Here is a 12,736-nt window from a genome sequence, read left to right on the forward strand (position 1 = left end):
TGCGCCCCGGCCACGGCCCCTGCCGGGTCGCGCGTCAGGGTCAGTCAGATGCCCGCTGCGGTGGGATCAGGCCGTGCAGGTTCACCAGCCAGGTGATCGCTGTCAGGCGGCAGACCGCGTAGTCGTGGCCCACCGGCTCCCGCCAGTCCGTCTCCGCGAGGCCGTCGAGGAAGCCCAGGGCGTAGTCGGTGAGGATCTCGCGGTCGGGCGGTACCGGGACCAGACCGGGGGCGGACGCCGCCAACCGGTCGCGCAGCTCCGCCACGTGCTGGTCCACCGCCGCCGTGAACGCCGGCTCGAACGCGAACTCCGCGAAGCGCGGCGCGTACGTGCGGGTGATCTCGGCCAGGGGCGACATCCCTCCACGGTAGAGGTGGCGCGGTGAAGGGGGGAGCCGTTCCGGGGATGGTTTCCGTCACAGGGGCGGGTGCGCCGGGGCCGGGCCCAGGGTCGTCGTGCCGGGCGCGGTGCGGTGTCCGAGCCCCGTGCGGTACGCGTCGAGCGCCGCGTCGATCCGGCCCGTACGCCGCAGCAGGTCGCCCAGGAGGCGGCACAGGTCGGCCAGGTCGCCCGCCGCGCCCGCCCGTTCGAGCAGGCTGAGCGCGCGGACGTAGTGCTCCTCGGCCGTCTCGGTGTCCCGGGTGGACTCCGCGATGATGCCGAGCAGCCGGTGCGCGCCCGCGGAGTGCACGGCCCCGCGCTCCGAGCTGAGGTCGCCCAGCACGCCGTGCAGCAGCGTCGCCGCCTCCTCCGACTTCCCGCGCCGGTGCAGCACGTCCGCCAGCTCCACCGCGACCTGGCTGGTGTAGAGCGCGGCGCGCTGGGCGGAGTGCATGGCCTGCGCCTCGCGCAACTCGCTCTCGGCGCGCTCCAGGTCGCCGTTCTGGGCGTACAGATATCCGCGCATCCAGTGGCAGTTGGCCAGCTCGGTACGGATCTGGAGCTGCCGGTACAGCTCCGCCGCCTTCCCCAGGGACGCGTCGGCCTCGGCCATCCGCCCCTCGGCGATCATCGTGCGGGCGACGGAGCGGTGCATACGGGCCAGCAGCGCGGGGTCGCCGACCTGCGGGGCCAGCGCGAGCGCGAACTCCGCGGCCTGCGCCGCCCGCGCGTGCGCCCCCATGTCCATGTACGGGGCGATCACCGCCGCGTAGAGCAGGAGCAGGGCGTCGGGGTCGTGCAGCCCGCCCTTGTTCAGCTCGTCGATGGTGGATTCCAGCAGGTAGCAGGCGTACCGGAGTTCGCCCGCGAGGTAGTGCGAGACCGCCCGGCCGCGCAGGGCGGGGACCCGGACCGGCAGTGGGGCGTCCGCCAGCCGTTTCTCCGACTGCTCGAAGCGCTGCCGGGCCGTCGCCAGGTCCCCGGTGTCCAGGGCGCACTCGCCGAGGCCCAGCAGGGCGGCCGCGCACTCGGCGTTCAGACCGTGGGACTCCGCCTCCGCGAGCAGCGCGGTGTACTGCTCGGCGGCGATCTCCGCCTCGCCGGTCGCCAGGGTGCGCTGGGCGTCGGTGAGCCGCAGCCGCAGGTCGGTGGCCAGGCGGGCGGGCCGCCCCGTGGCCAGTTCCTCGTAGGCGACCCCGAGCCGCTCGGCGATGTGCCGCAGCGCCTCCTCGGAGGGCCGTACGCGTCCTGCCTCCAGCGTGGAGACGTACGCGGGCGTGTAGGCGGGTTCCGCCAGTTGTTTCTGTGTCAGCCCGCGTTCCGTACGCAGTTGCTGCACTCTGCGCCCGATGATCCCCGGGTCGTCGCGCTCGGCCATGGCGTAAGCATGCCAGTAAGCCGACTTACTGCCGTCCCCTATTCAACTTCCGCTGGGAACGGGCCGGTTCGGCCACCGGGGCCGGGCGTCGAACGGCTCAATGCGGCCCTTGCCCCGGAGTCGAACACGCCCTAGGTTAAGCGGCGCATTAAGCGCACGATGAAGCAGGTTTAATACGCTGGCCTACGTTGACGATGCGAGGTTGTCGCCGTGTTCCGACGCATTGCCGCGCGCTACCTACCGGCTCGTTTCATCGCGGCGCTGGCCGCTGCCGTCGTCGCGTTCTCCGCGCTGGTGAGCGCGGCGAACGCCGGACCCCACTGAGGGCTCCGCCCCCCTGAGCGCGCCCCACCCGGGCCTGGACCGGTCTTCGGCCGCGGGCCCGGTGGAGGCTTGTCGCGCAGTTCCCCGCGCCCCTCCGGGTCCCTGATCGTCGCCGGGCCCGCACCGGCCGCCGCGCGCGCCTTCCTGCCTCCGTTCCTTCCCGGTGGATCCGGCCATGGTCGGCGGTCCGCCCCCTCGTCACCTGCTGCGCCGCCGACGCGCGGGCCTCGTGCGAGAAGCGGTAGGAGTGCCTCCTCCTCGGGCAAGTAGGTCAATCGGTGCCGATGTACCCGATTCCGGGGCTACAGTTCCCTCCTGGCGCGTAAGGGTGTGGGGCGCGTCACATTTCTCGACGAACGGCCGCCGGGACAACTCCTGGGCGGCGGTGCATCTTGGGGGGCCTCGTGCACGAGATGGTCAAGGGCGCCAATGTCGGACTGACGGCGCTGAGCGAAGACGTGGGCTCGGTGATGGTGAGCCTGGGCTGGAGCAGTCCGACGGGGGAGGGCGACGCGGATGTGTCCGTCCTTCTCCTGGCGTCGGACGGCAAGGTCCGCAGTGACAGGGACTTCTACTTCTACAACAACCCCGTGGCGGCCGACGGTTCCGTGCAACTGCTGGGCAAGGCGCCCACGGCGGACGGCCACGAGGACCGCATCACCTTCGATCTGACCGCGATCCCGGCGGACGTGGACCAGATCATCGTGGCGGCGAGCCGCTACAACGGAGCCAGATTCGGCGACCTGGACGACGTCCGGGTGACCCTGGCCGACGGCTCGGGCGAAGGACTGCTGCGGTTCTCCATCGAGGACGCCGGGGCGGTCGGCGCCCTGCTCTTCGGCGAGCTCTACCGGCGGGCCGGCGACTGGAAGTTCCGTGCCATCGGGCAGGGATACGAGTCCGGACTCGCCGGTCTGGCCCAGGACTACGGCGTCGACGTCGACGACGACGCGGAGGCCGCCGAGGAAGCCGAAGCCGAAGCCGCGTCGCAGGAGGCCGGGCCGCGGCCGCCGGCCGAGTCCGTGGTGGTCGCGGTGGCCGTGGAGGCGGAGACAGGGGCAGAGACAGCGGTGGCGCCCTCGGCGGAGGAACGGGCGGAGCCTGACTCCCTCCCGGTCCCCGTGCCCGCGCAGGCTGTCGCCGAGCCCGTGGCGGGCGAGCCTGTCGAGGCCGTCGCCGTCGCTGTCGCCGTGGCCAAGGCGGTTCCCCGGCCCCGTACGGCCAAGAAGAAGGTCACGCTGCCCAAGGTGGCCAAGAAGTCGCTCGCGGAGAACGACTCCTGGCGGGCGGCCCGGCTCTTCCCGGTCTCCGCTCTCAAGAGCGACCGGGACCGGGAGACCCGCGCGACGTCCGTCCTGCTGTCCGTGATGGCGCAGGTACCGGAGTTCGGCCGGCGGCTCACCGCGGGGTTCGGGGCGCCCGCCGGGCGCATGGAGACGTTCACGGAGGTCTCGCTGCCGAACGGCGACTCCCCGCGGCGGCCGGACGGGGTGATCCGGGTGGAGCGCGCGGGCAAGCTGTGGACCGCGCTGGTCGAGACCAAGACCAACGGCAACTCCCTCAAGCCGGACCAGGTGCAGGCGTACGCCGACATAGCCGCCCGGCGGGGCTACGAGGCCGTGATCACCCTGTCCAACGACGTGGAGCTGGACGGCAGCCCGCTGGTCGACGTGAAGTCGGACGGGCGGCGCAAGCACAAGGTGGCGCTGCGGCACCTGTCGTGGGCCGACGTGGCCCACCAGGCCCAGATGCTGATCCGCCACGAAGGCGTCGGCAACGCGGCGCACGCCTGGCTGCTCCAGGAACTCCTGCACTACCTCCAGCACGACAACTCCGGTTGCCACGGATTCCAGAACATGGGCCCCGCCTGGGTGCCCGTACGCAACGCCATCGACGACGAGACCCTCACCCAGGGCGATCCACGGGCCGTGGAAGTGGTCGAGAACTGGGAGAGACTCGTCCGGCAGGTGTGTCTGCGCCTGGGCGGTGAACTCGGGCAGCAGGTGCTCCCCGTGCAACGGGCGAAACGCGGCACCGATCCCCGTGTCCGCCGCGCCGCCCTCGCCGAACAGCTCTGCCTGGCGGGCCGGCTGGACTCCGAGCTCCGTATCGAGGGCACGCCGGGCATCCTCGCGCTCTCCGCCGACCTGCGCACCGGCAAGCTGCGCACGTCCATCGAGATCGCCGCCCCGGAGCAGGGCTACCCGCTCACCCTGGCCAAGCGGCTCATCCGGCAGCTGTCCGACGCGCCCGCCGACCTGCACGTCGAGACCCTGCTGGTGGGTCAGGCGGGCGGACCCCGGGGCACGCTGGAGCGACTGCGTCCGGAACCCGGTGACCTCCTCCCCAGGAACAACGCCGAGATCGCCGGCTTCCGGCTGTCCCTCTTCCGGGGCATGGGCAGCACACGGGGCAACGCCGAGTCCGGGTTCATCCGCAGTGTCGGCGAGGCCGTGGACCGTTTCCACGACCATGTGGTCACCCGGCTGGACCGGCGCCCGGCCGCGGCGGCCCGGCGCTGATCTCGGGCCTCGGTGTGGTGCCGCGCCCCGGTCAGCCCGTCGGGGAGTTCGGGTCGCGGAGCCAGCCCGGGGGGAGCCAGGCCAGGTGGTCCGTGTGGGGGCTGGGGGGTTTGGTGCGGGCCAGGAGGATGGCCACGTCGTCCTCCGAGGTGGACGGGTCCAGGTGGGTGGTGACCGTGTCGAGGAGGTCGGGGAGCGGGGCCGTCGGGTCGAGGGGGAGGCCGGCCAGGGTGCTCAGGCCCGTGTCGATGTCCCGGTCGCGGCGTTCGATCAGGCCGTCGGTGCACAGGAGCAGGACCGAGCCCGGCGGGACGGGGACCGTGGTGGAGGAGAAGGAGCCGAGGCCCACGCCCAGCGGCGGTGAGACGGGCAGGTCGAGCAGGGTCCGGTTGCCGTCGGGGGTGACGAGCAGCGGGGGGACGTGACCGGCGCTGGAGAAGGTGGCGCATTCCCTGCGCGGGTCCAGGAGGGCCAGCAGGCAGGTCGCCACCCGGTCCAGTTCCAGCGCGAGCACGGTGCGTTCGGCCTGGAGGAGGACGAAGTCCGGGGTGCTGCTCTGGATGGCCAGGGTGCGCAGGACCGAGCGGTACTCGCTCATCGCCGAGGCCGCGCGGGTCCCGTGGCCCATGACGTCCCCCACCACCAGCAGGGTGCGGCCGTGGGGCAGCGCGAGCGTGTCGAACCAGTCGCCGCCCACCTCCGCCCCCGAGCCCGCCGGCAGATAGCGGCCCAGGGTCTCCACCCCGGGGCCCGTCACCGTGGGCGAGGTCAGGAAGGCCCGCTGCATCTCCAGGGCCGTCTCGTGCTCGCGGGTGTAGCGGACCGCGTGGGCGATGCCCGTGGCGGCCCGGTCGGTGAGGTCGCCGAGCAGTTCCGCGTCCTCCTCGGTCAGCCGGGGGGAGTCACCGGCCCCGAACACCACCACCGCGCCCACCAGTTCGTCGCGGACCGCGAGCGGCAGGTAGATCCCGGAGTGCGCGCCCATCCGGCGGAAGTGCGCCTTGCGCTCGGGCGGCAGCGAGAACTGGAGCATGGCCTCGTCGTCGGAGTGGCCGAGGACCAGCGGGCGCCGGTCGGCCAGCACCCGGGCCATGGGGGTCCCGGCCCGGTACACGATGGACTCGCCCAGGCGGCCCAGCGGCGAGGACACCTCCGCCAGCTCCGGGGTGGTGGCCAGCGCGATACGGCGCATACGCAGCGGATACCGCTCGGAGGGCACCCGGAGCGTGCCCTCCGGGTCCCCCACGTCCACCGCCGCGTAGTCCGCGAAGCGCGGCACGAGCAGGTCCGCCAGCGCCTGACAGGCCTGGTTCAGGTCGAGCGTCGCGCCGGTGGAGCGGTTCGCCTCGTCGAGCAGCGCCATCCGGTTGCGGGCCCGGACGAGTTCCTCGCGGCCGCGCAGCGCGTCGGTGACCTCCAGGAGGACCCCCGCCACCCCGAGCACCTCGCCCGACGGCCCGGACAGCCGGTGATAGGCGCCCAGCCACCACCGGTTGTCACCGCCCGGTCCCCGGTCCCCGGTGCGGCCGTGCGGGGACCGGCCGCCCACCGTCACGATCTGCGGCTCCCCCGTACGCAGCACCTTCTTCAGCAGCTGCTCCGAGGACTCCAGGTCCGGCAGCAGGTCCTGCATCCGGCGGCCCAGGTGGTCGGCGACCGGGAAGCCGTTGAGCACGCCGAGCGCGTCGTTGAGGTAGAGGTAGCGCAGCTCGCGGTCGAGGACGGCGATCCCGGCGGGGCAGTCGTCGAGGAACCGGCGGGTCAGCGTCAGCTCCTTGAGCAGCCGCTCCGCGGACTCCCCGACGTTCTCGGCGCGGTGCACGGCGTCCGCGAGCGCCGCCAGTTCCGCCTGGGGCAGCATGATGGGCTGGACCTGGTCACCGGGCACCTGTCCACGGCACCACGGCACCGCCCCGCCCACCAACGGACTGGACCGTCCGGGTGAGCGGACGGCCCCGGCGGTCACCGGCGCGCGGGCTCCGCCGCCTCGGGGACCGGCGCCCCCGGCGAGCCGGCCAGCCGCCACACGTCGTCCGCCTCCAGCGCGGCGTAGGCGTCGGGCTCCTGGGACCCGGTGAGCCCCGCGACCCGGGCGGGCTTCCCGTCGTGTTCGGCGAACAGGGCGAGGGTCAGGGCGAGCCGGGGCGAGTACACGCTCTGCCAGACCGTCCGGGTGCCGGGACCACTGCCCGCGCCCGCCGCGTGGCCGCCCACCAGCGGGGGCGAGGCATCGGCCCTCGCCTTGGCCGGCGCGGTGCCACGCTCCCAGGCGAGCGGCGTGTTCAGCGCCCCGCTCATCGCCGCCGCGTCCCTCCTGTGCATCGCCGACCGCGTGCTGGGCCGCGTGGAGTGGACCGTGCGGCCCGCCCGGGTGATCTTCGCGACGGTGTACGGGGTCGCGTACGTGCCGCCGGCGGCCACGGTGGCGTACGCCGCGTTCAGCTTCAGCGGGGTGGGCGCCGTCTCGCCGGTGAGGCCGCCCAGCGGGCCGTCGCGCCGCAGCACCTTGAGGAACGGGTCGAGGACCGTGCCCGCCTCGACCGCCCCGTCGACGGCGTCGTTGAACGGCTGGTGCGCGTAGTCCGATCCGCCGTACAGCACCCGGACCGCGCCGTCCCCGGGCACGGTCGCGACGACGGCGGTGTGCAGCCGGGGGTTCTTCGCACCGCCCTTCCCGCCCTTCTTGCCCTTACCGCCCTCCGTACCCTCCGTGTTCTTCGTACCCTTCGTGTTCTTCACGTCCTTGACGGCCGCGGGCGTCCGATCGCGCACCAGCTCCGCCGTCTCGTCCTGGAGGCCCAGGTCGAAGGTGGTGTGCACCGTGTAGCCGCCGCGCGCCAGCTGGTCCTCCGTGATGCCGAGCCGGTCGGCGGCCTCGGCGGACGCCGTGTCGATCAGGTACTGGCGCTGGCCGTCCGTGTCGCCCGGCGGATAGAAGCGGAAGGCGGGGAAGCGGGCGGCGCTCCGCTCCGGGCCGCTGATCGCGCCCGAGTCCGCCATCGCGTCGAGCACCCACACCCAGCGGCGCTCCAGCGTCCCCGTCACCTTCGCGTCCGCGCCCGCCCGCTCGTAGTACGAGGGCAGGTTGACGATCGCCGCGAGGGCCGCGCCCTGGGAGACCGTCAGGTCCCGGGCGCCGACGCCGAAGTAGTTCCGCGCGGCCGACTCGACGCCGGCGGCGCCCCGGCCGAAGTACACGGTGTTGAGGTAGCCCTCCAGGATGTCGTCCTTGGACCTCGTGCGGTCCAGCTTCACGGAGATCAGCGCCTCGTGCGCCTTGCGCTCCAGGGACTGCTCGGGGGTCAGCAGGGCGTTCTTCACGTACTGCTGCGTGATCGTGGAACCGCCCTGGCGGTCGCCGCCCGTCACGGTGGCGAGCGCGGCCCGCAGGATGGCGGAGGGGGCGACCCCCGAGTCCGTACGGAAGGAGCGGTTCTCCGCGGCGATCACGGCGTCCTGGACGTGCCGCGGTACCTGCCGGAGGGGAATGTCCTGGCGGTCGACAGGACCGCGCCGGCCCAGGTAGTCGCCCTCGGCGTCCACGAAGACCGTGCTCTGGCTGACGGTCTCCGGATGCGGGTCGGGGATGGCGGTCATCCGGTACGCGACGACGAGCGCGGCGCACGCCGACACGAACAGCGCCAGCAGGGCCACCAGGGCGCGCCGCATCCGACGGCCACGGGTGCGGCGCCGCCGGACGCGGATCCGCCACAGGCGGGCGCCGACGCGGCGGAGCAGGGCGCGGGCGGTCATGAAGGGCCCTCCGTCCGGGCGAGGAGCTTGCCTGCGGAGTCGTACGCCGTCACGGTGAGGTCCCTCAATGCCTGGGCGCGGCCGGTGAGTTGGGTGTCCACGTACCAAGCCGACCAGCCGGGGGAGCCCGCCAGGGTGAGCACGCGTGCGGTGAATGTGCCGTCGGGCGTGCCGAGTTCGACGCGGGTCGCCTCACTCGTGCCCCGGTGGACACCGGAGAGGAAGATCCGTTTCCCGGAGGTGAGGTCCGCGTGGAGGGTGAGGCCGGCACCTTTCTCGGCCTCGTCCTCCTCGGTCCCGTCCTCCCCGGTCCCGCCTTCGTCGCGGAAGAGGTTCGGCTGGCCCGGAGCCGACCAGTGCGTGCCGTCCTTGGTGAGCCAGAACTGCACACCGGAGGCCGCGGCGACCCGCTCCCCGGGCGTGACGACGCGAACCGCCGTCCTGGCCACGGGAGTCGGGTCCGCGCCGGATCCGGAGTCCGTGCCGCGTACGGCCCCCACGACCAGGGGCACGAGGACCAGCGCCCCCACCGAGGTGACCAGGGCCGCGGTGCGCCGGCGCTGTCCGCGGCGGATGCGGCCCGCCGCCTCGACGGCGGCGACGGGCACGGGTCCGGGCACCGGCGGGCTCCCGTCGTGCGGGCCCTCGCGGTACGCGGGATGGGCGCGCAGCGCCTTCTCGGCCCGGCGCCAGACCGCTTTGACCGACCCCGGCGCGGAGTCGAGGAGCGCGGCGGTCTCCCGGTGGGTCAGACCGTCCCAGTGCCGCAGCACGGCCACGGCCCGCCGCCGGGGCGTGAGCGAGGCCAGCACCTCGGTGACCGGGTCGAGCGGATCGGCGACGTACGGCTGGGGCGCGTGCCCGCGTCCACGCCGGTGCCCCGCTCCCGTTCCCCTTCCCGCTGCGGCTTCCGGGCCCGGTCCGGGGCGGACGACGGCGAGCAGGCGCGGCCGCCGTCGCAGAAAGTCCCGCACCAGAGCCCGGCGGACGTAGAACTCCGCGTCGTCGCCCGGCAGTCGGCGCCGGGCGTACACCTCCGCGAGCGCCGCTCTCGCGCGTCTGTCCGCGTCGGCGGAGTTCCCCGTGAGCAGCCGGGCCGTACGCGTGAGCCGGGGCCAGTACTCCCCGGCGCGGGCGGTGAAGTCGTCGTCCATGGTCAGTCGAGCGCGACGGTGCGCGCCACTCCCTCCGGCTCAGCCCTGCACGGTGCTTGTGCTTCGATGTACGCGACCTACGTGACGTACGGGACCTGTACGCACGACAGAGGCGGACGGGTTGCACGGGACGTGCGGGGATCCGCGAACAGTGGCGGGGGGTGTGGCGCAGGCATGACCGAGGACGAGTTCGACGGGTTCTACGCCGCCGCGTTCCCCCGGCTCACCGGGCAGCTCTACGCGTTCACCGGGGACCACGGCGAGGCGCAGGACGTCGTCCAGGAGGCGTTCGTCCGCGCCTGGGACCGGCGGCGGGAGTTCCTCGCCGAGGGGGCGCCCGAGGCGTGGATCCGTACGGTCGCGATGCGGCTCGCGGTGAGCCGCTGGCGGCGGGCCCGGCGGTGGCTGGAACTGGTACGCCGCAATCCGCCGCCCGAGCACACACCGGGTCCCGGGCCCGAACGGGCCGCGCTGGTGGCCGCGTTGCGGGAACTGCCCGAGGCGCAGCGCATGGCCGTCGTTCTGCACCATCTGTGCGACTTGAGTGTCGAACAGGTAGCCTCCGAAACCGGGGCGCCCGTGGGGACGGTCAAGGCCCGGCTGTCCCGTGGCAGGGCGGCGCTGGCGCGGCGGCTCGGCGAGGCCGACGAACTGGGTGAGAGGGAGGACGACCGTGTCCGATGAGCTCACGCCCGGCCGGTCGGAACTGGCCAGTGGACTGCGGGAGTTGGCCCAGGCCCACGAGAGCCCCGTGACCGTCCCGGGCACGGAGATCCGCCGTCGTGCCGTACGCCGCCGCCGACGGCGCCGCACGGCCTCGCTCGCCACGGTGAGCACGGCGGGTGCGGGGGCCCTGGCCCTGGTCCTGACCTTGGCGTTCACCGGCGGTGAGGGCTCCCGGCCGACGCCGCCCGCCGCCGGTTACGGCGCGCGCACACCCTCGGTGTCCGCCGTGCCCTCGCCGAAGCCCGTCGCCGCCACGGTGGACCTCGGCCGGCGTGAACTGGTCGCCGAGGGACGCCGGGTGCCGATCTCCTCCGGCACGATCAAGTCACCGACGCCGACGGGGCTGATGACGGTCATCGCCAAGTACAAGGCGGCCACGGTGCCCGGGGAGTCGGCAGGCTGGAGCGAGTACGACGTCAAGGCGACCTGGGTGATGCGCCTGCGCGGCCCGGACCACCGTACGAACTACCTGCTCGCCCTCAACTGGGACGAGAAGGCGCCCGGCAACTACGACATCACCGGTGGCGCGATCGGGCTGCGGAGGGTGGACGCGATGTGGTTGTACGAGGCGCTCAGGCCGGGCGCGGTGGTGCGGGTGGTGGGGAGGACCCCGACCCTGCCCGGCGAGACCGCCACGCCGTCACGGACGCCGCCGGGGGACCCGACGGCGAGGCCGGAGACCACGGCGGGCAGGCCGCCCGAGTCGGCGGTGGGCGCGGTGCCGGACGCGGCGACGGAAGCCGCCGAGAGGACCGCGGGCAGCGATACGAGGCGCTGAGTTCCGGTTCGCGGGGCCAAGTCCTGGGGTGGGTTTTACTGCGCGTTAGTTGCAGGAGCGGGGCCACGGCGTGAGGGTGGGGGAAGTTCCACCGGAGGGCGGGGCCCGTACGGCGGCGTCCTCCCGATGACCACCCCCTCCTCCTGGCGTGCCTCCTCGATTCGGGAGGAGCGGGTGTGGTTCTCGGTGGAGTCGTCCCAGGGGTGTCGTCTCAGTGGTGCGGCATGAGCCGGTCCACCACGCGGCGGGCCGCACCCGGACGTGGCCCGGGGACCACCGCCGGCCGCTCCCAGTCGCAGGGTGGCGTCGGACGCCGGAGCGGGACCGCGCCCTGCTCCTTCAGCGCGACGCTCACCAGCCCCAGCAGGAGCTGGACATCGGCGTCGCAGTCGAGGAGCACGGTGATCCAGGAGGCGCCGGGGCGGACCCTGATCGCGCTGGCGTGCAGGAGTTGGGGGAGCAGCCGTTCGACCGCAGTGGGTGTGAGGTAGAGGTCGGCGGAGTCGTCGGAGTGGAAGTGGACGATCTCGTGTCCCGCCGAAGCGAAGGCATGCCCTACGGCGCACCGGGGCGGGCCACTTACCAGGTTCGGCCAGGTCTCCAGAAGAGCCATGGCGCGAGGGGCCGCGGTCATAACCCCATCCTCGCGCACGCTTCACCTGAAGGACCACCCCCAGCAACCTCCGACTACTCGTACGGCATGCCTGGTCACTCGTTTTTCTCGACGGCGGGGCGCGTCCGGCCCGGAGGGGAGGGGGCTACGCCGGTCGGCGTCGCATCAGCTCCCGTATCGCCTCGGTGATCACCTCGGGGGCCTCCTCCGCCATGAAGTGGCCGCACGAGACGGTGCCGTGGCGCAGATCGTCCGCCCACGCGGACCACAGCGCGGCGGCGTCGAAGCCGAGCGCGGAGCCCCAGTCCTGCTGGAGGACGGTCACCGGCATCGACAGCCGGTGGCCGGCCGCGCGGTCGGCCCGGTCGTGCGTGGCGTCGATGCCCGCGGAGGCGCGGTAGTCGGCGACGATGGACGGGACGGCCGCGCGGGACGCCGCGAGGTAGGCGGCGCGGACGTCCGGCGGCACGGCGGCCGGGTCGCGGGTCCAGACGTCGAGGAAGTGGCCGAAGAACGCGTCGGGGCTCGCGCCGATCAACTGCTCCGGCAGGCCCGGCGGTTGGGCCATCAGATAGAGGTGGAAGCCGACGGCCGCCGAGGTGCCGTGCATGACCTCCCACATGTCGAGGGTCGGCAGGACGTCCAGCGAGGCGAGGTGGGTGACCGTCTCCGGGTGGTCCAGGCCGGCCCGGATCGCGACGAGGGCGCCCCGGTCGTGGCCGGCCAGCGCGAAGCGGTCGTGGCCGAGCGCCTTGACGAGGGCGACGACGTCGGCGGCCATCGTGCGCTTCGAGTACGCCGAACCGTCGGGGTCGGCCGGTTTGTCGCTGGCTCCGTAGCCGCGGAGGTCCGGGCAGATGACGGTGTGCCCGGTCGCGAGCGCGGGGGCGACATGGCGCCACATGAGGTGGGTCTGCGGGAAGCCGTGGAGGAGGACGACGGGGGTGCCGGTGCCGCCGACGGCGACGTTCAGTGTGATGCCGTCGTCGGTGACCGGAATGCGGTGCTGGGCGAAGCCGCGGATGGTGGGAGCGGAGGGCATGAGGGCCTTTCGGTGGTTCGTTCCCGCGCCCCTTCCGGGGCGCTGGTGTTAGACCTTCTGAGAGT

The 12,736-nt window shown here is 73.5% G+C and carries 10 protein-coding genes; 3 read left to right on the plus strand and 7 right to left on the minus strand.

Features of this window, described 5'->3' with window-relative positions:
• Positions 1 to 40 precede the first annotated feature (40 nt).
• Both ACLVWQ_RS16690 and ACLVWQ_RS16695 read right to left on the minus strand, forming a co-directional pair.
• Positions 41 to 358 (minus strand): DUF6401 family natural product biosynthesis protein, encoded by a 318-nt coding sequence (locus tag ACLVWQ_RS16690; RefSeq protein ID WP_414109525.1) that lies wholly within the window; start codon positions 356 to 358, stop codon positions 41 to 43.
• 57 nt (positions 359 to 415) lie between these two features.
• Positions 416 to 1,759 carry a helix-turn-helix domain-containing protein gene (locus ACLVWQ_RS16695; RefSeq protein WP_414109526.1) on the minus strand — a complete coding sequence of 448 codons (1,344 nt, stop codon included), beginning with the start codon at positions 1,757 to 1,759 and terminating at the stop codon, positions 416 to 418.
• Positions 1,760 to 2,496: 737 nt separating this feature from the next.
• On the opposite strand from ACLVWQ_RS16695, the gene ACLVWQ_RS16700 reads away from it, so the two are divergent.
• On the plus strand, positions 2,497 to 4,605 hold the full coding sequence (locus ACLVWQ_RS16700) for a TerD family protein (RefSeq protein ID WP_414109692.1): 2,109 nt from the start codon (positions 2,497 to 2,499) through the stop codon (positions 4,603 to 4,605).
• 31 nt (positions 4,606 to 4,636) lie between these two features.
• Here the strand turns inward: ACLVWQ_RS16700 and ACLVWQ_RS16705 are convergent, their stop codons facing one another.
• The 3 genes from ACLVWQ_RS16705 to ACLVWQ_RS16715 all read right to left on the minus strand — a co-directional run bounded on the left by ACLVWQ_RS16705 (position 4,637) and on the right by ACLVWQ_RS16715 (position 9,512).
• Positions 4,637 to 6,493 carry a SpoIIE family protein phosphatase gene (locus ACLVWQ_RS16705; protein ID WP_414109527.1) on the minus strand — a complete coding sequence of 619 codons (1,857 nt, stop codon included), beginning with the start codon at positions 6,491 to 6,493 and terminating at the stop codon, positions 4,637 to 4,639.
• Between the two features lie 74 nt (positions 6,494 to 6,567).
• Positions 6,568 to 8,358: a transglycosylase domain-containing protein gene (locus ACLVWQ_RS16710; protein ID WP_414109528.1), complete on the minus strand. Its 1,791-nt coding sequence runs from the start codon at positions 8,356 to 8,358 to the stop codon at positions 6,568 to 6,570.
• Positions 8,355 to 9,512, minus strand: coding sequence for a sigma factor-like helix-turn-helix DNA-binding protein (locus ACLVWQ_RS16715; RefSeq protein WP_414109529.1), 1,158 nt, complete (start codon positions 9,510 to 9,512; stop codon positions 8,355 to 8,357). Before ACLVWQ_RS16715 ends, ACLVWQ_RS16710 begins: the two co-directional genes overlap by 4 nt.
• Before the next feature lie 174 nt (positions 9,513 to 9,686).
• Here ACLVWQ_RS16715 and ACLVWQ_RS16720 point away from each other — a divergent pair, with 174 nt between their 5' ends.
• Both ACLVWQ_RS16720 and ACLVWQ_RS16725 read left to right on the plus strand, forming a co-directional pair.
• Positions 9,687 to 10,196, plus strand: a complete 510-nt coding sequence (locus ACLVWQ_RS16720) for a SigE family RNA polymerase sigma factor (protein WP_414109530.1) — start codon at positions 9,687 to 9,689, stop codon at positions 10,194 to 10,196.
• Complete coding sequence (locus ACLVWQ_RS16725; protein WP_414109531.1) at positions 10,186 to 11,016, plus strand: L,D-transpeptidase; 831 nt, start codon at positions 10,186 to 10,188, stop codon at positions 11,014 to 11,016. The genes ACLVWQ_RS16720 and ACLVWQ_RS16725 overlap by 11 nt, the downstream gene beginning before the upstream one ends.
• A 211-nt stretch (positions 11,017 to 11,227) precedes the next feature.
• Here the strand turns inward: ACLVWQ_RS16725 and ACLVWQ_RS16730 are convergent, their stop codons facing one another.
• Together ACLVWQ_RS16730 and ACLVWQ_RS16735 are read right to left on the minus strand one after the other, a co-directional pair.
• On the minus strand, positions 11,228 to 11,650 hold the full coding sequence (locus ACLVWQ_RS16730) for a luciferase family protein (RefSeq protein WP_414109533.1): 423 nt from the start codon (positions 11,648 to 11,650) through the stop codon (positions 11,228 to 11,230).
• 124 nt (positions 11,651 to 11,774) lie between these two features.
• Positions 11,775 to 12,671: an alpha/beta fold hydrolase gene (locus ACLVWQ_RS16735; protein ID WP_414109534.1), complete on the minus strand. Its 897-nt coding sequence runs from the start codon at positions 12,669 to 12,671 to the stop codon at positions 11,775 to 11,777.
• Positions 12,672 to 12,736: the final 65 nt, after the last annotated feature.

It is taken from the genome of Streptomyces sp. CWNU-52B, from assembly GCF_047444975.1.
Lineage (GTDB): Bacteria > Actinomycetota > Actinomycetes > Streptomycetales > Streptomycetaceae > Streptomyces.